The following is a 22603-nucleotide window of genomic DNA, read 5'->3' on the forward strand; positions in this document are numbered from 1 at the left end:
GCACAAAAAGCCGACGTGAAAAAAGCGTAAGACAACCAACCAAACTATTAAGATAAGGAGAAAGACTATGTGGGGTGCATTCGCGTACAGCGCATTTTATCTAAAAAGTGATTATGACCTGGCCGGTAACAAAGTCGGTTCATCTAAAGAGAAAGAGAGCAAAAAGTAAGACGCCAGTCAGGCCATTGAGTCGGGGCCAAGCAAGAGCCGAGTGATAGTCACTCAATCATCAGACTCACCTATCACCATCAGAGTATCGGACAACTAAATCACACAACAAAAGAATCGTCCGGTATTTATTCGAATTAATACTTTAACTAATTAACTGTAAAGTTAATGTAAGTGTCCACATCCTAAGTGAAATTATTGTGATAGTCCTTATTTAAGCGTATCCCTTCGCTGATTGGAATGTTATTTTATATTCAATATTCTTCAATTAGGAAATCAACATGTTGTCCAAAAACTTCACAGGACGTACCGGATGGGTTGCCTTTTTTGCCTCTATTTCCCTATCCGTACTGTCATTTTCTGCGAATGCTGAAGATAATTCTGTATCAGACAGCCATGATCAATCCCAGGTAGTGACTGATTCGGATAATTCAGGAACAGAGGAATCTCTGGTCGATGAACGAATTGAGCAAGAAGAAAAGGTCATCGATAATCCTTTTGTTATCACGCCATATAAAGCGAACTACATAATGCCCGTTACTTATATGTCGCATACGAACGATGAACCGTTTAAAGAAGCGCTTGAGGATGATTATCAGCCATTGGACAATACAGAGGCGAAATTCCAGATAAGTTTCAAAATGCCATTAAGCACACATTTGTTTGACGACACAGGGGATCTTTACTTTGCCTATACGAATCAGTCATGGTGGCAAGTCTACAACAAAAGTAGCTCTTCTCCTTTCCGTGAAACCGTTCATGAACCAGAACTGTTTCTCCAATTTAAAAATGATTGGAAAGTGGCGGGTTTTACAAATTCCTTATGGCAGGTCGGTTTAAACCACCAATCGAATGGACAGTCTGGTGAATTATCTCGTAGCTGGAACCGCGTTTTTGGCGAAATGGTCTTTGATAAAGGGCCCTTTGCTCTGGGTTTAAAAACATGGTGGCGTATACCTGAATCTGATAAGAGTTCGCCCAGTGATGCATCTGGTGATGATAATCCAGATATTAACCATTATATGGGTAACTTCGAGTTAACAGGGCTATATGGTGTCGACAAGCATCGATTTGCAGTTGTACTGCGTGATAACTTAGAGTTTGGGGATAACAAAGGAGCTGTACAGTTAAGTTGGAGTTATCCAATATTAAATAATCTCCGGGTTTATGTTCAGTACTTTAATGGTTATGGTGAGAGCTTGATTGATTACAACTACCATATCCAAAGAGTCGGCGTGGGGATTGCGTTGAACGATCTTCTGTAGTGATTCACTACAGAAGATGTTGATAGGGAAGGCTTTTACTTATCTTTTATTCTTTTTCTTCGGCGAGATGCGTAACCTCTGAGCTACCTTGGTTTAGCTCAGAGGTTTTCAGCTTTTTTTCTTCTTCCTTCGCTTTTTCTATCATAGGTGTGATAGTTGAACCTTGCACGAGAATTGAAAACACAACTACAGCGTAAGTCATTACGAGCAATAACTCTTTAACGTCAATTAGCTTGTCTGGAATCACCAGTATCCCTGATGGAATCGACAGTGCCATTGCCAGAGCTAGTCCGCCTCTTAGTCCACCCCAAGTCAGTATCTTGATCGACCAAGAGTTATATTGACGATATCTTCTGAAACCAATATAAGCAGTGAATACACTTAGATAACGTCCAAGTAATACCAAAGGTACTGCGATCGCCATTAGAATCCAGTCTTCTTCGTGAAATTCAAATAACAGCATAGACATACCGATTAATAGGAATAATACGCCGTTTAAGAATTCATCGACTAACTCCCAGAAACGATCAAGGTGTTCTTCACTTTCCTTCGAAAACCCAATAAAGCGAGTCCAGTTACCGATCATTATTCCTGAGACGACCATTGCGAGTGGTCCCGATACATGGATTACTTCAGCAAAAGCATACCCAGCTGTTGGGATACCGATCGTCAGTAACAGTTCCATTGAGTGATCGTTGGTTGAGCTAATGAGATAGTGGAAAAGCAGTCCTAAAACTAACCCATAACAGATTCCCCCAATGGCTTCCTGTAAGAAAAGCATTGAAACACTGGTTACTGTTGGCGCTTCTGAACCGAACGCAATCGTAAAAAGGGTTACAAAGATGACCAGACCGAAACCATCATTGAATAGGGATTCGCCTTCAATTTGCGTGGAAATCCTTCTGGGAGCATTGAGTTTTTTCACGATAGCCAGAACAGCGATAGGGTCGGTAGGAGAAATTAGTGCGCCGAATAGAAGGCAGTAGACAAGGTCAAATTGAATACCAATAAGTTGGCATATAAAGTACAGAACACAGCCAATGAAAAAGGTGGAGAATAAGGTTGCGCCTAATGCCAGTACTGCAATTTCCCATTTTTGATCAGTTAAATTCGGTAATTTAATTCCCAAACCACCCGCGAACAGAAGAAAGCCTAAAATACCCTTAAGAAGAAAGTTTTCAAAGTTAATGCTTGTCATCGTTTCTGTAGCAATTTGGCTCAAATGGAACCAGTTGTTTTGACCTGCGACTAGAATGATAAGAGAGAGGATCATCGCACCAGCGGTAATGGCAATTGTCGTTTGCATACGACTTATCTTGCTATTTATAAAGGCAATTCCCATTGCCGCCGCAGAAAGAAAGCAGAGAGTATAATAGACCGACATCGTTTTCTCATATTGTTACAATTTGTGTCGGAAATTTTCCTTTGATGTTGGACAAATAGCAAACACTTTTTTCCATAATGTTTGTGATGAATTTAACAATAAATAGTTCCATCGATCTACGTTTAGACGTCTAGATTTCTAACGAGACTGTGTTAGGATGTGTGGCGTGAGAAATGTATGGAATGAGGCTGTAACGTGGGAACGAATATCAGACAACAAATAGAGCAACAGCTAAGAGAACGAATCCTTTTGATCGATGGTGGTATGGGCACCATGATCCAAGGTTACAAGCTTGAAGAGGAAGATTATCGCGGCAAGCGCTTCTCTGATTGGCATTGCGATCTGAAAGGTAACAACGATCTTTTGGTGTTGACTCAACCCTCTTTAATTAAAGAGATCCATTGTGCTTATTTGGAAGCTGGTGCTGATATTCTCGAAACCAACACCTTTAACTCAACAACGATTGCTATGGCTGACTATGACATGCAATCGTTAAGTGCTGAAATCAACTATGAAGCCGCTAAGCTTGCTCGAGCTGCTGCAGATGAGTGGACTAAGAAGACCCCGGATAAACCGCGTTACGTTGCTGGTGTTCTCGGTCCAACTAACCGTACATGTTCTATTTCGCCTGATGTCAACGATCCGGGTTTTCGTAACGTAACGTTCGATAAACTTGTAGAAGCGTATTCTGAGTCGGTTAAAGCTCTGATTGAAGGCGGCTCTGATCTTATTCTTATCGAAACGATTTTTGACACCCTTAATGCAAAGGCGTGTGCTTTCGCTGTCGAAACCGTTTTCGAAGAAATTGGTATTGAACTCCCTGTCATGATCTCGGGTACTATCACTGATGCTTCAGGACGAACTCTGTCAGGACAAACAACAGAGGCGTTTTATAATTCATTGCGTCACGTTAAGCCCATCTCCTTTGGTCTGAACTGTGCTTTGGGCCCTGATGAGCTTCGTCAGTATGTAGAAGAGTTATCACGAATTTCTGAAGGCTGTGTCTCTGCCCACCCTAATGCTGGCTTACCCAATGCTTTTGGTGAATATGACCTCTCTCCTGAAGATATGGCTGAACATATTCAGGAATGGGCGCAATCTGGCTTTTTGAACTTAGTTGGTGGCTGTTGTGGTACAACGCCAGAACATATTGCCGAAATGGCTCGCGTTGTTGAAGGTGTAAAACCAAGAGCACTTCCTGATATATCTGTTGAATGTCGTTTAGCTGGGCTTGAACCGTTAAATATCGCTAAAGAAACTCTCTTTATTAATGTGGGTGAAAGGACCAATGTAACAGGTTCGGCTCGTTTTAAGAGGTTGATTAAAGAAGAAGAGTATGATGAAGCACTGGATGTCGCTCGTCAGCAGGTCGAAAACGGTGCCCAAATCATCGATATCAATATGGATGAAGGGATGCTTGATGCGGAAGCTTGTATGGTCCGTTTCCTCAATCTTTGTGCTTCAGAGCCTGAGATCTCTAAAGTACCAATCATGGTTGACTCTTCTAAATGGGAAGTGATTGAGGCTGGCTTAAAATGCATTCAAGGTAAGGCAATTGTTAACTCAATATCCCTTAAGGAAGGCAAAGAGAAATTCGTTCATCAAGCAAAATTACTTCGTCGATATGGCGCGGCAGTTGTCGTGATGGCATTTGACGAAGTGGGTCAGGCTGACACTCGTGAACGTAAAATCGAAATCTGTACCAACGCTTATAACATTTTGGTGAAAGAGGTAGGCTTCCCACCTGAAGACATCATTTTTGACCCTAATATCTTTGCTGTAGCGACCGGTATTGATGATCATAATAATTATGCGCTTGATTTTATTAATGCTGTAGGTGATATAAAGAAAAACCTACCACATGCCATGGTTTCTGGCGGTGTTTCCAACGTATCGTTCTCATTCCGCGGTAATAACTACGTCCGCGAAGCTATTCACGCTGTCTTCCTTTACCATTGTTTTAAAAACGGTATGGATATGGGAATCGTAAATGCTGGTCAGCTTGAAGTATATGATAACGTTCCTGAAAAACTTCGAAATGCTGTTGAAGATGTGATTCTTAATCGACATAACGATGCAACGGAAAATTTACTCGAGATTGCGGACGAATATCGTGAGAATGCGGTAGGTAAGGCTGATGATGCTTCTGCACTTGAATGGCGTACTTGGCCAGTAGCGAAAAGACTTGAGCACGCATTAGTCAAAGGTATTACCGAGTTTATTACAGAAGATACAGAGGAAGCTCGAGCCAACGCATCTAAGCCGCTTGAAGTGATCGAAGGTCCTTTGATGGATGGAATGAACGTTGTTGGTGACTTATTCGGTGAAGGTAAAATGTTCCTTCCTCAGGTCGTTAAATCAGCGCGAGTAATGAAGCAGGCGGTAGCCTATTTGGAACCGTATATTAATGCTGAGAAACAGGCGGGCACGTCAAACGGTAAAATACTTATGGCGACCGTAAAAGGCGATGTTCATGATATCGGTAAGAACATTGTTGGTGTCGTATTACAGTGTAATAACTATGAAATTATTGACCTTGGTGTCATGGTTCCATGTGAGAAAATTCTCAAAGTTGCCAAAGAAGAAAACGTCGATATTATAGGTCTTTCCGGTTTAATCACGCCGTCTTTAGATGAAATGGTTCATGTAGCGAAGGAAATGGAAAGGCAAGGATTTGACCTGCCACTCATGATTGGTGGTGCGACGACATCAAAAGCGCATACAGCGGTTAAGATCGAGCAGAATTACAGCCAACCTGTCGTGTATGTGAATAATGCTTCACGTGCTGTTGGCGTATGTACATCATTATTATCAAATGATCTTCGTCCTGCATTTATTGAAAAACTAAATCTTGATTATGAGCGTACTCGTGAGCAGCATGCTCGTAAAAAGCCGAAAACAAAGCCAGTGACACTAGAGGCGGCGAGAGCGAATAGGGTTGATATTGATTGGGCTGCTTATACCCCTCCTGCACCAGTGAAGCCAGGTATCCATGTGATCGAAGATATGGATGTTGCTATCTTAAGGCAATATATCGACTGGACACCGTTTTTCATGACTTGGTCGTTAATGGGTAAATACCCTGCGATATTCGAGCATGAAGAGGTGGGTGAAGAAGCGAAACGATTGTTTAATGATGCCAACGCACTTTTAGACCAAGTCGAAGCAGAAGGTCTACTCAAAGCTAAAGGAATTTGCGGTATTTTCCCTGCGGCTAGTGTGGGTGATGATATCGAAGTTTATAGTGACGAGTCGCGTACAGATGTTGTACATACATTATATAATCTTCGCCAACAAACGCAGAAGCCGAAAGGATTTAACTACTGCTTATCTGATTATGTAGCTCCGAAAGCAACGAAAAAGTCAGATTGGGTAGGCGCGTTTGCTGTGACTGGCGGTATCGGTGAACGAGAATTAGCGGATGAATACAAAGCGAAAGGTGATGATTATAACGCGATTATGATCCAAGCTGTGGCTGATCGTCTGGCTGAAGCATTTGCTGAATATCTGCATGCAAAAGTTCGTAAGGAATTGTGGGGCTATGTTCCGGATGAAGCGCTTTCAAATGAAGATTTGATTCGTGAAAATTATCAGGGTATTCGTCCTGCTCCTGGTTATCCTGCGTGTCCCGAGCATACAGAGAAGGCCACGATATGGAGCCTGCTCAATGTTGAAGAAGCGATCGGTATGTCACTGACATCCAGTTACGCAATGTGGCCTGGTGCGTCTGTTTCTGGTTGGTATTTTTCACATCCTGAATCGCGCTACTTCGCGATTGCTGGAATCCAGCAAGATCAAGTGGAAGATTACGCGCAGAGAAAAGGTTGGTCTCTTGAAGAAGCAGAGAAGTGGCTGGCACCAAATATCGGTCTGTAATGATAATATTGCTAGATAATAAAAGGGGTTAGCATCGCTAACCCCTTTTCATTTAATACATATCTCGTTTAGTTGTGCTTTTTAGTTATTCTGCATCTTCAAATAAATCATGATGAATTTTTTGTACTACGGCTTTCGCTTCATCAGCATCGACTAGGAAACAAAGGTTATGATCACTTGCTCCGTAGCAAATCATTCTTAGGTGATAATCACCTAGTGTACTAAATACATCTCTCGCATAACCTTTAGTTTCCATCTGGTTACCAATCAAAGCAATTAGACTTAGGTTACGTTCTACTTCTACACTAGCTAACTCTTCAAGTTCAGAACGCACTGCTGGTGGTAGTTCTGGAGCACCACCTGAAGTGTCTGTCTTGTCGAGTGTTAACGATACACTGATTTCTGAAGTGGTAATCAAGTCCACCGACACTTTATGTTTCGCTAAAATCTCAAATACTTTTGCTAAAAACCCATAAGCATGGAACATTTTCGCACTGCGGATTGTCACCATCGTTTGGTTAGCACGTAGAGCAACGGCACGATACAGAGGAGAGCTTTCCACTCGTTTACGAATCCAGGTACCACCAAGTTCGGGTTCTTTAGACGAACCAACAAACACTGGAATGCCGTGACGTAAAGCAGGCAATAGTGTTGATGGGTGTAAAATTTTTGCGCCAAAGTTTGCCATTTCAGATGCTTCGCTAAAGCTGATTTCTGAAATTGCTTTTGCTTTTGGTGCGATACGAGGATCAGTAGTGTAGATTCCAGGTACATCTGTCCAGATCTCTAAACCTGCAGCTTGAACACCTTCGGCAATTAAGGCTGCAGAATAGTCACTACCACCACGTCCTAAAGTCGTTGTGTTTCCTTGTTCATCTGAACCGATGAAGCCTTGAGTCACTACAACATATTTATTGCATAGCGGTGCTAATTTTTCTTTTGCTAATGTAGCGATAGCTTCGATTTGTGGCTCCGCACGGCCAAAATTATCGTCTGTACGCAGTACTTCGCGGATATCAAAGCGAATTGCATTTGCTCCACGGTCACGCATTAGCTGAGCGAAAATATGCGTAGACATTAATTCACCGCAAGCAACTAAGTGATCCGTTAGCTTATTACTTGATTGGAACGATGCCGCTTCAGCAAGACTAGCAACTGTATCAAGAATAGCTTGGACTTCATTTCTTACCTGCTCTTGTTCTTTCAATTCATCGATAATTGAAAAATGGATATTCGCAAGTTGGGATAAAATTTCCTGACGTTGAGTGGCGTCTTTTACTCCGTTCGCTAGCTCAACCAAATAGTTGGTTACGCCTGAACATGCGCTACTTACGACAAGTTTTGTATCAGGATTACTCTCAACCACAGACGCACTGCGGCTCATTGCTTCAAAGTTAGCAACACTGGTTCCGCCAAACTTAGCGACATTGAATGCACTCACGGCATTTCTCCCACGACTTCTAGAATGAAAAATGTAGTTGGTTCTCCAACGACTCATGTTTGTGAAGAGAGTTTTTCTAGAGCAAATATAGAGGCGAGACAATTCGATTACCTCAGAAGCTCTTCATCAGCGGTGAGCTGATGACAGTTGATGGGATTCAGCCCAGTCACCCGACAAACCCAATCCGCAACTAGGGTTTATCTCGGCACTACTCCCCATGAATGTAATGTATTGGAGTTGAGGCTCCACAAAACATCTACCTGGGTAGTGCTCCTCTTCTGCTTGATAGCCCATGTATTGAACGTGTTACGGGATTCTTTGTCAATGGCTAATTTGTTATTTATGGAAATTTATCTTTTATATTTGTTTTCCATCAAATTGATGCGATTGCGAATGTTTAAGGGACCTCTTCAACTGATGGTATTTCAGTATGAAAGTGATGTTGAGGGAATAAATAGTGGGCTTCCAAATGAGTTTGTAGAGCTTTATTCTCATCACCTAAAATATCATAACTTCTTATCAATAAATCATAATAAGCTGGCGATGGCTGCTGTTTTATCAGCGTTAACAGTTCGGGTAAATAATGACTAATTTCTACTGATGAGTTTTCTTTTAGTGCTTCTGTTATTTTCTCTACCAATACACTGTCTCGATAAACGGTAGGTTCAATTAGTTTATTTAACAAAGAGTAAGTCCCAGCTTGCTTGAACTGATAGTAATAGTAATGGTTATATCCGACTAAAATCAGATAGGCACAAAAAACAGTACCGATAGGCAATGCCGTTAGTTGCAATAAACGAATTTTCCATGCGGCAAGGGGCCGTCTTCTGTATCGAGTAACTCGCTGATCGAGCCAGTAGAGAAGGATAACAAAAGTTATCCAATGAAGATGAGTTTGGTGAATAATATCAGAGCATTGGCTCCCAATGACAACAGGGAAAAGAAGAGAGAATGTCGCCAATCGAACGCCTTTTTTGGCAAAGTAGCCTCGAGCCAAAACGAACAAGCCAGCAAGAATGATGGCGACTACAGGAATTAATCCCCCTTCGATTCCCCACACGAGTATTTCACTGTGGGGAGACAGCAGCTCATCCATGGCTGGGGGAAAGCTTGGGTTTAGTGCATGTTGCCGTGCCGTATAAAGTACGTATTCTTCGGGGAATTTCCCGTAGCCGTATCCAGAAAAAGGCCTTTCAATAAACATATCACTCGTTTGAGCAATGCTTGACAGCATCATACTGTCTTCAGATTCTGAGTTTGGAAAAACAGGCGAGATAATCGATGTATAAAAATAAAGTGTCCCGAAGACAGTTCCGAAGAATAAAGAAATAGACCAACCCACCAATCTTCTGGTTGTTGAGCGTTTTATTACGTACTTTAACAATGCCGAGATACTAATTAGTAACGTAAACCACAATGTTGGAGAGTACATCTGCAGCAATAAAGGCAGGGTATAGATGGGTACGAAATAGAGTAGGGAATTCTTATTCCAAGTGAATTGATACTTTCTAGGTTGCTTCGCCAGTAAATAACCTGACGCTAAAACCCCGGTCATCAGAAAAGTCGCGAGCGAGTAATAACTAGAGAAACCGCCCCATATCTGGTGGGGTTCAAATAGTCCTTTATCTAAGTAAACAGACAGTATTACTGCATAGCTAAACGTTGTTTGTATGAGGCTGGAGAGGATAATAAACCAAAGTAGGCGCTGTTTATATTTATTACTAAAAGGGAATTGCTGCAGAGATAAAAACAGCAACCATCCAAGCCATATAGCGATAACTCGTGGTAATGATTGCGTTAAATTTACATCTGACTCAAATATTGGCAGAGTCAGAAGAACGCAACAGAAAAATAGCCCTAAGGTCAGTTTTGAATAACGCAAATAGCAGTTTCTTGTTACCTGGATAAGGCCAACAAGAATAAGGGTTAGGCTAACAAACCAAGTTAATAGATTTGAGTATCTTTCTATACCATAGCCACTATCCCACCAAGCTGAAAGATAGAATAGTACGATATACAAGCTGCCAATGATTGACATAAACAGCTTGCTAAGCGGCTTCTTCGGCGCGACTTCTTCTAAACGTGTTCCTTTAAGGAGCAGTTGGGCCATAAATAAATCTTTATTTATTAAGGAACTGTAGAGATTACCACAGTTCCTTTATTGCGTTGTTTTTTCAGTTTAACATAGGTTTGAGAAAACGTGCGGTGTGCGAGCGAGTTTCTTCAACGATCTCTTCTGGCGTTCCCTGAGCAATAATCTCTCCGCCACCTTGTCCACCTTCTGGACCTAAATCAACAATCCAGTCTGCCGTTTTAATGACATCCAAATTGTGCTCGATGACGACGACAGTATTGCCTCTATCTCTTAATTGATGGAGTACCGTGAGTAGCTGTTGAATATCATGAAAGTGCAGCCCGGTTGTCGGTTCATCCAAAATGTAAAGAGTCTTTCCAGTGTCTCGTTTAGACAGTTCCTTAGCAAGCTTAATTCTTTGCGCTTCACCGCCAGATAGCGTCGTTGCCGCTTGTCCCAGACGAATATAGGACAAACCGACATCGATTAATGTTTGTAGTTTTCTTGCTATCACGGGTACGGGCTCGAAAAATTCACGAGCATCTTCAACTGTCATCTCTAGTACTTCGTCTATCGTTTTTCCCTTATAACGAACCTCAAGTGTTTCTCTGTTGTATCGTTTTCCTTTACATACATCACAGGGAACATAAACATCGGGTAGGAAGTGCATTTCAACTTTGATAACACCATCACCCTGACAAGCTTCACAGCGTCCACCTCGAACGTTAAAGCTGAAACGCCCCGGTTTGTATCCACGAGAACGCGACTCTTGTGTTCCTGCAAATAGTTCTCTGATTGGCGTGAATATACCAGTGTAAGTCGCTGGGTTTGAACGTGGCGTTCTTCCAATAGGACTTTGATTGATGTCGATAACCTTATCTAGATATTCTAGCCCTTCAATCTTTTTATACGGAGCTGGCGTGGTTGCCGTTGCACCGTTGAGTGCAATGTGCGCTATCTTGAAAAAGGTATCATTGATCAACGTTGATTTTCCTGAGCCAGATACACCAGTAACGCAGGTGAATAGCCCAACGGGAACCGATAAAGTGACGTCTTTTAAGTTGTTACCACTTGCGCCAATTAAGTTAACCGTTTTTTTCTTATCTATCGGCGTTCGGTGCAGCGGTACTTCTATTTTCTTTTCACCACTCAAATATTGCCCTGTTAAAGATGCTTTTGATTTTAGAATTTGTTTCGGTGTGCCCTGAGCAACAATTTGTCCCCCATGGACTCCCGCTCCTGGACCAATATCAACCACATAATCGGCCATTCTTATCGCATCTTCATCATGCTCAACGACGATGACGGTATTACCTAAATCACGTAAATGCGTGAGAGTTTTTAATAGGCGTTCGTTATCTCGTTGGTGTAAGCCAATTGATGGTTCATCTAATACATACATTACACCAACTAGACCAGCACCAATCTGACTGGCAAGTCTAATACGTTGAGCTTCACCACCTGAGAGCGTTTCGGCGCTCCGAGAGAGGTTCAGGTAGTTGAGTCCGACGTTAACTAAAAAGCTAAGACGATCGTTTATTTCTTTCATTATCTTCTCAGCTATCTGGGCTTTTTGCCCTTCAAGTTTTAGGTTTTGAAAGAAAGTCAGGGTATCGGATATGCTTAACTCTACTATTTGCGGCAGCGTTGTATCCTTAACGAAGACATGTCTGGCTTCTTCTCTTAAGCGTGTGCCATTACAGGTTGAACAGGGCTTGTTAGAAATATACTTCACCAACTCTTCACGTACTGAGTTGGACTCTGTTTCACGATAACGGCGTTCCAAGTTAGGTAAGATCCCTTCAAATGGATGGCGTTTTACTCGAATGTCACCACGGTCATTCACATATTTAAACTCAATCTCTTCAGACCCTGAGCCATTTAAAATGATGTTTTGTATCTTTTTAGGAAGCTGATTTAAAGGTTCATAAAGATCAAATTTATAATGTTCTGCTAGTGCATTAAGCATTTGAAAGTAATAAAAGTTCTTCTTATCCCAACCTCGAATTGCTCCATCGGCCAAACTAAGTTCACTATTTTGTATAACTCTGTCGGGATCAAAATACTGCTGAACACCTAATCCATCACAAGTGTGACAGGCACCAGCTGGATTATTGAACGAGAACAACCTTGGCTCAAGCTCTCGCATACTGTATCCACAGTGGGGGCAGGCAAAGTTCGATGAAAAAACAATTTCTTTATCATCGCCATCCATTGGAGCAACCGTTACTACGCCACCGGAGAGTTCGAGTGCCGTTTCAAAGGACTCTGCTAATCTTTGTTGTAGGTTATCCCGGACTTTGAAACGATCAACGATAACTTCGATAGTATGTTTTTTATGCAGTTCTAATGTTGGTGGATCGCTCAAATCACAGGTTTCACCGTCAATACGAGCCCGAATAAATCCTTGCGCTGACAGATTAGCCAGCGTCTTTACATGCTCACCTTTACGCTCCTTAACAATAGGAGCAAGAAGCATCAATTTACTTCCTTCTGGCAGAGTCAAAACCTGATCAACCATCTGGCTGATGGTTTGTGCGGCTAGTGGAACATTATGTGTAGGACAGCGCGGTTCACCAACTCGTGCATAGAGAAGTCGTAGGTAATCGTAAACTTCGGTAATCGTCCCTACTGTTGAGCGAGGGTTGTGTGATGTCGACTTCTGTTCAATCGAAATGGCGGGAGACAGCCCTTCAATGTGGTCAACATCAGGCTTTTCCATGAGTGATAAAAATTGTCTTGCATACGCAGACAGCGACTCAACATAGCGTCGTTGTCCCTCGGCATAGAGCGTATCAAAAGCCAGTGATGACTTTCCTGAACCGGAAAGGCCAGTAATAACGATTAACTGATCTCTTGGCAGTGTCAGGTTGATATTTTTCAGGTTATGAGTGCGTGCACCACGAATTTCTATCTTATCCATCTCATTCACTACAGTGGTTTGAAAATGGAATCAGTATTACATAGAGCGTTCAAACTGAAAAGAGAAATACTGGATAAAAAAACAGTGAGCAAGTGCTCACTGTTTTTCTGGCTTCGAAAGGCTGACGATTACTCGCCTTTACGAGTAGAGTGTTTATTCAATTCTACTTTTTCTGAATTTGACTTATACATATTCTCGTAGCAGAAGTTAGTTGCTTCGATATAGCCTTCTACGCTACCACAGTCAAAACGTTTGCCTTTAAATTTGTACGCAAGAACACAGCCAGATTTAGCTTGTTTTAGTAATGCATCTGTAATTTGAATTTCACCACCTAAACCAGGTTCTGTTTGCTCTATTAAATCAAAAATATCTGGAGTTAGAATGTAACGACCAATGATTGCTAGGTTACTTGGTTCAGTACCAGGTTTTGGTTTCTCAACCATGTCGTCGACGCGGTAAAGATCGTCTTTAATCATTTCACCAGAAATAACACCGTATTTATGGATTTCTTCTTTTGGTACTTCTTGAACGGCAACGATAGTGCAACGGAACTGCTTAAATAAAGCAACCATCTGAGCCAATACGCCTTCGTCTGGATTAACACACAAGTCATCCGCTAACACAACAGCAAAAGGTTCATCGCCAACTAGTTCACGACCAGTTAGGATCGCGTGACCAAGACCTTTCATTTCGCGTTGACGTATGAAAGTGAAGTGAGTTGAACTGATAATCTGACGAATATCACCAAGCAGTTTTTCTTTGTTTGTACCTTGGATTTGGTGTTCAAGCTCATAGTTCATGTCGAAGTGATCCATGATCGAGTGCTTACCACGACCTGTCACGATACACATTCCGTCCATACCGGCTTGAATTGCTTCTTCTACACCATATTCAATCAGTGGTTTATTTACTACGGGCATCATTTCTTTCGGCATTGACTTTGTTGCTGGTAAGAAACGTGTACCGTAACCTGCTGCTGGGAAGAGACACTTTTTAATCATATTATGAAAGCCTTGTTACCTAGTTGTTAAGTAAATGAAATAAAATTTGTCTAGTTGACAATAATGACACTCTAACACGCTTTTTTGACGTGAATACTACGATACACCACTTATTGTAGTAAAAACACAACGAGTTTCAAAAGTGAGACTATTAGACACAGTTATTTCTCGCCCAACTAATTGCCTGTGCTCGGTTCTTTACCGCTATCTTTTTATAGATCTGATATAAATGAGATTTTACCGTTGGTTCACTGATAAATAAGCTATCGGCAATAGCCTGATTACTGCCTCCTGCCTCAAGAGATTTGAGTATTTCTACTTCTCTAGAAGTCAGATTCATCGCAGCACTGAGATTGATATTCTCAAAGTGGTGACGGTAAAAATGAATTAGTTGTCCTAGAGTTCGCCTAGGAAGCCACATTTGTCCATTAACAATTTCTTCTAATCCACGATTTATTTCTCCATATTGTGCTGAGGTATAAAAGAGTCCTTTTAGATTGCCAAACGAGATAAGTCTGTCTGTTGTCAGTCTTTGAGGTGAATTAATAACAACCATCTCTCCTCTATTATTCTGTGGTACTTTTTTCTTGAAAAAAGCTGTAATGCTTTCAGCGTTATCATAGTCGAAGACAAAAATTTTATGAGGATGCAAATCGTAGGGGTTGTCGATGAGAGTGGAGAGCGAGTCTATACGCTTAGAAGAATATGAAAAAATATTTGAAAGATGTTCTATATGTCGGGATTTAAAGCCAGCCTCTTCAGATAAAGTTAAGAAATAAAGTGTTCTTTGGTAATCGGTTCTGTGCATGTATTTACCCTCTTTAATTATGGTGGTTGCACCATGTGTTATGCACGAAACAGGTTCAAGCGAAGAATGTGATTTAACGAGAAACTTCAAATAATTAGCTGAAACAATAGCTCATTGGTAAGTAAAGATATGACTCGACTAGCAACTCTCGTTTTCGCGATGTCTGTGTCAGAAATGTTTGCGATGAAGTGCAAAGAGAAAATTTGTCGTACCTTGAAAGCATGTTATCCTATGCCGATACTTTACATGTAAGACACTAGACGGAGCAGAGAATGGCAAGCCGTGGAGTAAATAAAGTTATCCTAGTCGGTAACTTAGGTAATGATCCAGAAATTCGTTATATGCCAAGTGGTGGCGCGGTAGCGAATATTACTGTTGCTACTTCAGATACATGGCGTGATAAAGCAACAGGTGAGCAGCGTGAAAAAACGGAGTGGCACCGTGTAGCATTGTTCGGCAAGTTAGCTGAAGTTGCTGGAGAATACTTACGTAAAGGCTCTCAAGTTTATATCGAAGGACAACTTCAGACACGTAAGTGGCAGGATCAAAGTGGTCAGGATCGCTTTACAACTGAAATCGTTGTCCAGGGCTATAACGGTGTTATGCAAATGCTTGGTGGACGTCAGCAAGGTGGTCAACCTCAAGGTATGAACGCACCTCAGCAGCAAGGTGGATGGGGACAGCCTCAGCAACCTCAATATCAGCAGCCAGCTGCCAAGCCTCAGAATCAACAACCAGCGCAATCCCAGCCTCAGTACAATGAGCCTCCAATGGATTTCGATGATGATATTCCGTTCTAGATCGATTATTTAGAACATTTAATATGTAGAGCCGCGAGAAATCGCGGCTTTTTATATGTAAAAGACAATAAACGCGTTACTATTAGCGTTGGTCTATTCTTTATCTATGAATATAAAAAGGATTTGGTATTCATGAGATACACCCCAACGCTAAAATTGAGCACTCGACTAGTGGCTTTTGTCACTGTAATTGTGACTGTCGCAATGTTCATCTTGTTTGTCGGTGGCACACTTTCGTTTCAAAAGTTAGGACAAGAATACTTAAATCATTACCTCAATGGGATCGTAGAAGTCGTTGATAAAGAGCTAGAAGAACCTGACTCCGCCTATTCTATGCAGCGGTGGATGCCAAAGTTACTTCAAGCCAGTAATATTGTTGAAATGACCTTAAATTCACCAGCAGGAGAGGTATATCATTTCAAAGATACAGCTTCTAAAGTAGATATTCATCGTCTTTTCTCTGTAGATATTCCCCTCAAGCGTAACGAAGGTTATTCCCTTCATTTCAAAGCTGTTCCCCCTTATATCGGTTATACCTATTCTCTTGGCGCCATGTGGTCTATTACTCTTGCGGTTATTTTGATCATTTTCTGCCTACTGCGGGGAGTTAAATGGTTAAAGGAGCAGTTAATAGGTTCCGAATTACTCGAAGAGCGAGGGAGAATGATACTCGCTGGTCGAGTAGAGCAGTTTGCTAAAGGCGATGAAAGAGAGTGGCCATACACGGCAAGTGAAGCGTTGGATAAGCTGATTGAAGAACTGCAAGACGCTAGACAGGAGAGAAGTCGGTTTGACACGTTTATACGCTCACAAACATTCCTAGACCAACTGACGGGAGCGGCGAATCGTATTTTATTTGATAGTAAGCTTGAAGCTACGTTATTGGAAAATGGCTCCCAAGGTGGGGTGATTTTAATTGGTATCAGCGATGTCGATTCTTTAGAACATGAAAGCGAACGAGAATATGCTCTGGATGAGCTTGTTGTTCTGGTTGGAGAATGTGTTTCAAACATTATTCAACGATACCCCGAGGGGATGCTGTCCCGATACTATGAGTCAGTATTTGCAGTATTGATTCCTCATCAGAGTTCTCGAGAAATTGCAAATGCAACAGTCCAGCTTTTGAAAGCATTAGAACGAATTGATCCTCCTCGACCTCTAGAAAAAGATAACTGGTGTCATATTGGCATCAGTATGTATCAGGAAGGCGAAAGTAGAGCAAGAATTGTGGATGAGGCAGAAACGGCATTGAAGAGTGCGCAGCTGCAAAATATCAATACATGGAGTCGCTTTAATAAAGTTCGCCAGTCTGATGAAGAGCGTGGAAACGTGCGTTGGCGAACGCTGTTTGATCAATCAATTCAGCCTGAAAAAATTCATCTATTCTCTCAGAAGTGTTTTCTTATCGATCACTCTGAGTCTCTTCATTTTATTCATAATGAGTTATTTGTTCGCTTATCTGAGCCGCAGAAAGGTCTTATTAAAGCCTCTCACTTTAGTTCTGCAATTGAAACTGTGGGTTATCAGACAATTTTGGATAAGGCCGTGATTGTTCGAGCGCTTGAGTATTTTAGAGAGAGTAAAGATGAGCAGAGTCTTTCTATTAACTTGTATGTTGTACCATTTGAAGACCGCTCTTATCTGAAATGGTTTAGAGATCTTCTTATTCAGGTGCCATTACGTTTGAGAAAACAGCTCGCTTTTGAATTTACTGAGGGGCATCTTGTCCAACACTTAGACTACATGAGACCCGTAGTTAAAATGCTAAAAGCGTTTGGTTGTAGTGTTATTGTTGGTCAGGCTGGTCGGACGATAGTAAGCACTCACTATGTTAAAGATTTAAATATTGACTATGTGAAGCTTCATCGCAGTTTAATTAAACGAATCAATCAAAGACATGAAAACCAATTATTTATTCGAAGTATGATTGGAGCATGTGGTGGTTCAACGACAAAGGTTATCGCCGTTGGGGTCGAGTTTGAGTATGAGTGGCATGTTCTTAAGTCACTCGGTATCCATGGAGTTCAGGGGCGCTTCTTTGATCAGGAAAAGCAAGTTGTACCTTTACCAAAAAAAACGTCTATTGTGGCGCTAGGGAAAAGAAATCGTTGGAAAAAAAGATGATTTTGGGCAAGTATAGTAACAATTAAGTGTTGTGGTTCCGTTTTTCACAGTTTGTGAGGTGGTTATCCGGACTTTCAGTAAGAAATGTGTTAGAAATTGCTGCATTATGTCCATGTTTGGGCTTCAATACCTTGCCGTGTTGGTAAGGCATTGGTACATTTAGGGCAATTTTTTTAATCTTAATAAATTTATATCTCTTTCAGGACGAGCGAAGAATATGTTTAAAAAACTTCGTGGCATGTTTTCAAATGATCTATCAATTGATTTAGGTACTGCCAATACTCTCATATACGTTAAAGGACAAGGTATTGTTCTTGACGAGCCTTCTGTTGTTGCCATTCGCCAAGATAAAGGTCGTGGTGGTAGAAGTGTTGCTGCTGTAGGGCAAGCCGCTAAACAAATGTTAGGCCGTACTCCCGGTAATATATCAGCAATTCGTCCTATGAAAGACGGCGTTATTGCGGATTTTTATGTTACGGAAAAAATGCTGCAAACATTTATCAAACAGGTACATGACAACAGTTTCCTTAAACCAAGTCCTCGAGTTCTGGTTTGTGTTCCATGTGGTTCGACTCAAGTTGAACGTAGAGCGATTCGCGAGTCTGCTCTGGGCGCGGGTGCTCGTGAAGTCTATTTGATTGATGAACCAATGGCTGCAGCTATTGGGGCTGGTTTGCGAGTGTCTGAACCTACTGGTTCGATGGTTGTCGATATCGGTGGTGGTACGACTGAAGTTGCTGTTATTTCTCTAAACGGCGTGGTTTATTCTTCGTCAGTACGTATCGGTGGAGACCGATTTGATGAGGCAATTATTAATTATGTTAGACGTAATTATGGAAGTTTGATTGGTGAAGCTACGGCAGAAAAAATCAAGCATGAAATTGGCTCTGCATATCCAGGCGATGAAGTTCGTGAAATCGAAGTTCGTGGTCGTAATCTCGCTGAAGGTGTACCAAGAAGCTTCACTCTGAATTCAAATGAAATTCTTGAAGCTCTTCAAGAACCACTAACAGGAATTGTTTCTGCAGTCATGATTGCTTTAGAACAATGTCCGCCAGAGCTTGCATCAGACATTTCTGAAAATGGAATGGTATTAACTGGTGGTGGCGCATTGCTTAAAGATTTAGACCGTCTTCTGACCGAAGAAACGGGTATCCCTGTTGTTGTCGCAGATGATCCTTTGACATGTGTTGCTAGAGGTGGCGGTAAGGCTCTAGAAATGATCGATATGCATGGCGGCGACCTCTTCAGCGAAGAGTAATTGTTTTTAAATATTTAATATAGAACTCCGCATCCAATCAAAACTGGGGTTAGTGAGTAATGAAGCCAATTTTTGGGCGAGGCCCATCTCTCCCGTTGCGCTTGTTTTTTTCTGTCGTTATATCAGCCAGCTTAATGCTGGCTGATAGCCGTTTAAATGCATTTTCTGATGTTCGTTACTTGTTAAACAGCTTAATAGCTCCGATCCAATATGCTGCAGATTTACCTCGAAGTATGTTTGATGGTTTTTACGAGCGATTTCAAAGTCATAAAACGCTTCTGAGTTCAAATCAACAGTTAAAGCATGAAGTACTATCGCTTAAAAGTGATTTAATTCTTCTTAAGCAGTACAAAGAAGAGAACGAACGTTTACGTAAACTTTTGGGATCCTCTTTTGTTCGTGATGAACGTAAGATGGTGACAGAGGTTATGGCGGTTGATACATCGCCTTACACACATCAAGTTGTTATTGATAAAGGCCATATTGATGGTGTTTACGAAGGGCAGCCGGTAATCAATGAAAATGGTATTGTTGGGCAGGTAACATTTGTCGCTGCGCATAATAGTCGAGTGTTATTGCTAATCGACTCGAATAGTGCCATTCCTGTACAAAACCTACGTAATGATATTCGGGTCATTGCTTCTGGTAACGGACAAATGGATAAAATCCAGCTAGAGCATGTTCCTAGTAGCACTGACGTAAAAGTGGGTGATATGTTGGTTTCTTCTGGTCTGGGGGGCGTATATCCAGAAGGCTATCCAGTAGGTCGAGTATCTAAAGTTGACAAGGATACGCGAAGAGAATTCGCAGTCATCTACGCTGATCCCGTGGTGGATTTTGATCGCTTGAGATACCTGCTATTGGTTTGGCCAAATCAGGATCGACAGCAGCAAGTACTCCAATCGACGTTACACTCAGAAGATGAGGATAAAAATGGGCAGTAGTGTTATTAAAGGTCATTTTATCATCTGGGTTTCTTTTATATGCGCATTGATCTTACAAACGATTCCTTGGCCTGGAACACTGGATCTTTTTAGACCACCATGGATCTTATTGATTACGTGTTACTGGGTTTTGGCTTTACCTCATAGGGTCAATGTTGGTACTGCATTAATTCTTGGACTGTTGTGGGATCTGCTTTTAGGTTCGACTCTCGGCATTCGCGGTATGATGATGTCTATTGTTGTTTATCTTGTAGCCATGAACTTTTTGGTTTTAAGAAATATGGCACTATGGCAACAAGCGTTAGTCATCGGTTTTATGGCAATGCTATTGGATGTATTCGTTTTTGCGGGCGAATATCTGATCCGAGAAACTGACTTTAATCCGTTGTCGCTGTGGTCTGGGCTTATAAGCTGTATTTTATGGCCTTGGTTGTTCTTTTTATTGCGCAGAGTTAGACGTTACTGGAATATCCGCTGATGAGTAAATCGCTAATATTGGCATCGGGGTCTCCACGTCGAAAAGAGCTTCTTACCCAACTGGGGTACCAATTTTCAATTTGTGTTCCTGGTGTTGAAGAAGTTCAATCAGCACAAGAAACACCTATAGAATATGTTCAGCGTTTGGCTGAAAGCAAAGCGACAGCTGTAATGAATATGTATCATTGTGATGTTTCGCTTGGTGCCGATACTGTGGTTGTCTCTGGGAGTAGTGTTCTCGAGAAACCTAGCGATTTTGATGATGCTAAGAAAATGCTTATGATGCTGTCTGGTCATCAACACCAGGTATTAACAGCGGTTTCAGTCGCGACGCCAAAAAAAGTTAAGACAATTGTGGTTTCTACTGATGTTTGGTTCAAAGAGCTGACAGAACAAGAAATACAAAATTATTGGGACTCAGGAGAGCCACAAGATAAAGCTGGCAGTTATGGTATTCAAGGTATTGGTGGCAAGTTTGTTACTCGTATTTCAGGCAGTTATTATGCTGTTGTTGGCCTACCTTTATATGAAACTGATCAGCTCTTGCAAGAATTTTTATAAATTTAAAATCTGAGGTGTTCCCATGAGCGCAGAGTTGTTATTGAACGTCACTCCCACAGAAACCCGGGTTGCGATGATTGAAGGGGGGATCCTTCAAGAAATACATATCGAAAGAGATGCGAAGCGTGGCATTGTTGGCAATATTTATAAAGGCAAAGTCAGCCGAGTGTTGCCCGGAATGCAGGCTGCATTTGTTGATATCGGACTAGATAAAGCTGCGTTTTTACATGCTTCGGATATTGTCCCCCATACCGAGTGTGTTGCTGAAAATGAAAAGCAACAATTTCAGGTAAGAGACATTTCTGAGTTGGTACGTCAGGGACAAGACATTGTCGTTCAGGTTGTTAAAGATCCTTTGGGAACAAAAGGTGCGCGACTGACTACCGATATTACTCTGCCCTCTCGTTATCTTGTCTTTATGCCTGGTGCCGGACACGTAGGCGTTTCACAGCGAATAGAAAGTGAAGATGAGCGCAGCCGCTTAAAAGATATTGTTGGCCAATACTGTGATGATCTTGGTGGCTTTATTATCAGAACTGCTGCTGAAGGGGCAGATGAAAAAGAGCTACGTCAGGATGCGGCATTTTTAAAACGCTTATGGTCAAAAATACTCGAAAGACGTTCGAAATATAAGACACGAACAACACTGTACGGTGAGTTGGGGCTGTCTCAGCGCATTCTGCGTGACTTTGTTGGTACCGAATTAAATAAAATCTTAGTCGATTCTCGCCTCGAATTTGAAAACCTAAAAGAATTTACATCTGAGTATGTACCTGAATTAACAGATAAATTGGTATTGTATGAAGGTGAAAAGCCTATTTTTGATATGTACGATACTGAAAATGAAATTCAGCGTTCATTAGAGAGAAAGGTAGAGCTTAAATCGGGTGGCTACCTGATTATTGATCAAACCGAAGCAATGACCACAATAGATATCAATACTGGAGCGTTTGTTGGTCGGCGTAATTTGGAAGAGACTATCTTCAATACTAACGTTGAAGCAACTCAAGCGATTGCGCGTCAGCTAAGATTAAGAAATTTGGGTGGCATCATTATCATCGATTTTATTGATATGATCTCTGATGAGCACCGTAAGCGAGTGCTTGCCTCTTTAGACGTTGCGTTAAGCAAGGATAGAGTAAAGACCAATATCAATGGCTTTACGCACCTTGGTTTAGTTGAAATGACACGTAAAAGAACTCGAGAAAGTATTGAACATATTCTATGTTCTACTTGTCCAACTTGTGAAGGCCGAGGAAGCGTTAAAACAGTTGAAACGGTTTGCTTTGAAATTTTGCGTGAAATTACCCGGGTTAATCGTGCCTATGACGCAGACCAGTTTGTTGTCTACGCTTCTCCTGCAGTCGCAGAGGCTTTACAAGGCGATGAGTCTCACGCCCTTGCTGAACTAGAAGTGTTTATCGGTAAACAAGTGCGTATTCAGGCTGAGCCGCTTTATATTCAAGAACAGTTCGATGTTGTAATGATGTAATGGA

The 22603-nt window shown here is 41.6% G+C and carries 15 protein-coding genes and 1 riboswitch; of the genes, 9 read left to right on the forward strand and 6 right to left on the reverse strand.

The window, feature by feature from the left end; all coding sequences use genetic code 11:
• Positions 1–449 precede the first annotated feature (449 nt).
• Positions 450–1433, forward strand: a complete 984-nt coding sequence (locus tag EES38_RS10735) for a phospholipase A (protein ID WP_124937212.1) — start codon at positions 450–452, stop codon at positions 1431–1433.
• 46 nt (positions 1434–1479) lie between these two features.
• On the opposite strand, the gene EES38_RS10740 is transcribed toward EES38_RS10735, so the two are convergent.
• Positions 1480–2817: a cation:proton antiporter gene (locus EES38_RS10740; protein ID WP_124937213.1), complete on the reverse strand. Its 1338-nt coding sequence runs from the start codon at positions 2815–2817 to the stop codon at positions 1480–1482.
• Positions 2818–3012: 195 nt separating this feature from the next.
• On the opposite strand from EES38_RS10740, the gene metH reads away from it, so the two are divergent.
• Positions 3013–6693 (forward strand): methionine synthase, encoded by a 3681-nt coding sequence (gene metH, locus EES38_RS10745; protein ID WP_124937214.1) that lies wholly within the window; start codon positions 3013–3015, stop codon positions 6691–6693.
• Positions 6694–6778: 85 nt separating this feature from the next.
• Here the strand turns inward: metH and lysC are convergent, their stop codons facing one another.
• From lysC to EES38_RS10770, 5 genes are all read right to left on the reverse strand, one after another.
• Positions 6779–8134 (reverse strand): lysine-sensitive aspartokinase 3, encoded by a 1356-nt coding sequence (gene lysC, locus EES38_RS10750; RefSeq protein ID WP_124937215.1) that lies wholly within the window; start codon positions 8132–8134, stop codon positions 6779–6781.
• A 108-nt stretch (positions 8135–8242) separates the two neighbouring features.
• A riboswitch (Lysine riboswitch) is annotated at positions 8243–8420 on the reverse strand.
• Between the two features lie 111 nt (positions 8421–8531).
• Positions 8532–10244, reverse strand: a complete 1713-nt coding sequence (locus EES38_RS10755) for a PglL family O-oligosaccharyltransferase (RefSeq protein ID WP_124937216.1) — start codon at positions 10242–10244, stop codon at positions 8532–8534.
• 64 nt (positions 10245–10308) lie between these two features.
• Positions 10309–13131, reverse strand: coding sequence for an excinuclease ABC subunit UvrA (gene uvrA, locus EES38_RS10760; RefSeq protein ID WP_124937217.1), 2823 nt, complete (start codon positions 13129–13131; stop codon positions 10309–10311).
• 128 nt (positions 13132–13259) lie between these two features.
• Positions 13260–14132, reverse strand: coding sequence for a UTP--glucose-1-phosphate uridylyltransferase GalU (gene galU, locus EES38_RS10765; RefSeq protein ID WP_124937218.1), 873 nt, complete (start codon positions 14130–14132; stop codon positions 13260–13262).
• A gap of 151 nt (positions 14133–14283) precedes the next feature.
• Positions 14284–15030, reverse strand: a complete 747-nt coding sequence (locus EES38_RS10770; RefSeq protein ID WP_124937219.1) for a LuxR C-terminal-related transcriptional regulator — start codon at positions 15028–15030, stop codon at positions 14284–14286.
• A 182-nt stretch (positions 15031–15212) separates the two neighbouring features.
• Here EES38_RS10770 and EES38_RS10775 point away from each other — a divergent pair, with 182 nt between their 5' ends.
• The 7 genes from EES38_RS10775 (at position 15213) to rng (ending at position 22599) form a co-directional block, all read left to right on the forward strand.
• Positions 15213–15740 carry a single-stranded DNA-binding protein gene (locus EES38_RS10775; protein ID WP_124937220.1) on the forward strand — a complete coding sequence of 176 codons (528 nt, stop codon included), beginning with the start codon at positions 15213–15215 and terminating at the stop codon, positions 15738–15740.
• Positions 15741–15872: 132 nt separating this feature from the next.
• Positions 15873–17864, forward strand: coding sequence for an RNase E specificity factor CsrD (gene csrD / locus EES38_RS10780; protein ID WP_124937221.1), 1992 nt, complete (start codon positions 15873–15875; stop codon positions 17862–17864).
• 217 nt (positions 17865–18081) lie between these two features.
• Positions 18082–19125 (forward strand): rod shape-determining protein, encoded by a 1044-nt coding sequence (locus EES38_RS10785; RefSeq protein ID WP_124937222.1) that lies wholly within the window; start codon positions 18082–18084, stop codon positions 19123–19125.
• Between the two features lie 59 nt (positions 19126–19184).
• The gene (gene mreC / locus EES38_RS10790; RefSeq protein ID WP_124937223.1) at positions 19185–20069 is read left to right on the forward strand and encodes a rod shape-determining protein MreC; all 885 of its coding nucleotides are present in this window, start codon (positions 19185–19187) and stop codon (positions 20067–20069) included.
• A complete protein-coding gene (gene mreD / locus EES38_RS10795) occupies positions 20059–20547 on the forward strand; it encodes a rod shape-determining protein MreD (RefSeq protein ID WP_124937224.1) in 489 nt (162 codons plus the stop codon). The genes mreC and mreD overlap by 11 nt, the downstream gene beginning before the upstream one ends.
• Positions 20547–21107, forward strand: a complete 561-nt coding sequence (locus EES38_RS10800; protein WP_124937225.1) for a Maf family protein — start codon at positions 20547–20549, stop codon at positions 21105–21107. Before mreD ends, EES38_RS10800 begins: the two co-directional genes overlap by 1 nt.
• Positions 21108–21129: 22 nt before the next feature.
• On the forward strand, positions 21130–22599 hold the full coding sequence (rng, locus tag EES38_RS10805) for a ribonuclease G (RefSeq protein ID WP_124937226.1): 1470 nt from the start codon (positions 21130–21132) through the stop codon (positions 22597–22599).
• Positions 22600–22603: the final 4 nt, after the last annotated feature.

This window comes from Vibrio viridaestus (genome assembly GCF_003856525.1).
Taxonomy (GTDB): Bacteria; Pseudomonadota; Gammaproteobacteria; order Enterobacterales; family Vibrionaceae; genus Vibrio; species Vibrio viridaestus.

Excerpts from the sequence above, each read along its gene's own strand:
- mreC (WP_124937223.1), top strand. The coding sequence starts at position 19,185 with ATGAAGCCAATTTTTGGGCGAGGCCCATCTCTCCCGTTGCGCTTGTTT.
- EES38_RS10785 (WP_124937222.1), top strand. The coding sequence starts at position 18,082 with ATGTTTAAAAAACTTCGTGGCATGTTTTCAAATGATCTATCAATTGAT.
- EES38_RS10740 (WP_124937213.1), bottom strand. The coding sequence starts at position 2,817 with ATGTCGGTCTATTATACTCTCTGCTTTCTTTCTGCGGCGGCAATGGGA.
- EES38_RS10800 (WP_124937225.1), top strand. The coding sequence starts at position 20,547 with ATGAGTAAATCGCTAATATTGGCATCGGGGTCTCCACGTCGAAAAGAG.
- EES38_RS10755 (WP_124937216.1), bottom strand. The coding sequence starts at position 10,244 with ATGGCCCAACTGCTCCTTAAAGGAACACGTTTAGAAGAAGTCGCGCCG.
- rng (WP_124937226.1), top strand. The coding sequence starts at position 21,130 with ATGAGCGCAGAGTTGTTATTGAACGTCACTCCCACAGAAACCCGGGTT.
- EES38_RS10775 (WP_124937220.1), top strand. The coding sequence starts at position 15,213 with ATGGCAAGCCGTGGAGTAAATAAAGTTATCCTAGTCGGTAACTTAGGT.
- galU (WP_124937218.1), bottom strand. The coding sequence starts at position 14,132 with ATGATTAAAAAGTGTCTCTTCCCAGCAGCAGGTTACGGTACACGTTTC.
- EES38_RS10735 (WP_124937212.1), top strand. The coding sequence starts at position 450 with ATGTTGTCCAAAAACTTCACAGGACGTACCGGATGGGTTGCCTTTTTT.
- csrD (WP_124937221.1), top strand. The coding sequence starts at position 15,873 with ATGAGATACACCCCAACGCTAAAATTGAGCACTCGACTAGTGGCTTTT.
- uvrA (WP_124937217.1), bottom strand. The coding sequence starts at position 13,131 with ATGGATAAGATAGAAATTCGTGGTGCACGCACTCATAACCTGAAAAAT.
- mreD (WP_124937224.1), top strand. The coding sequence starts at position 20,059 with ATGGGCAGTAGTGTTATTAAAGGTCATTTTATCATCTGGGTTTCTTTT.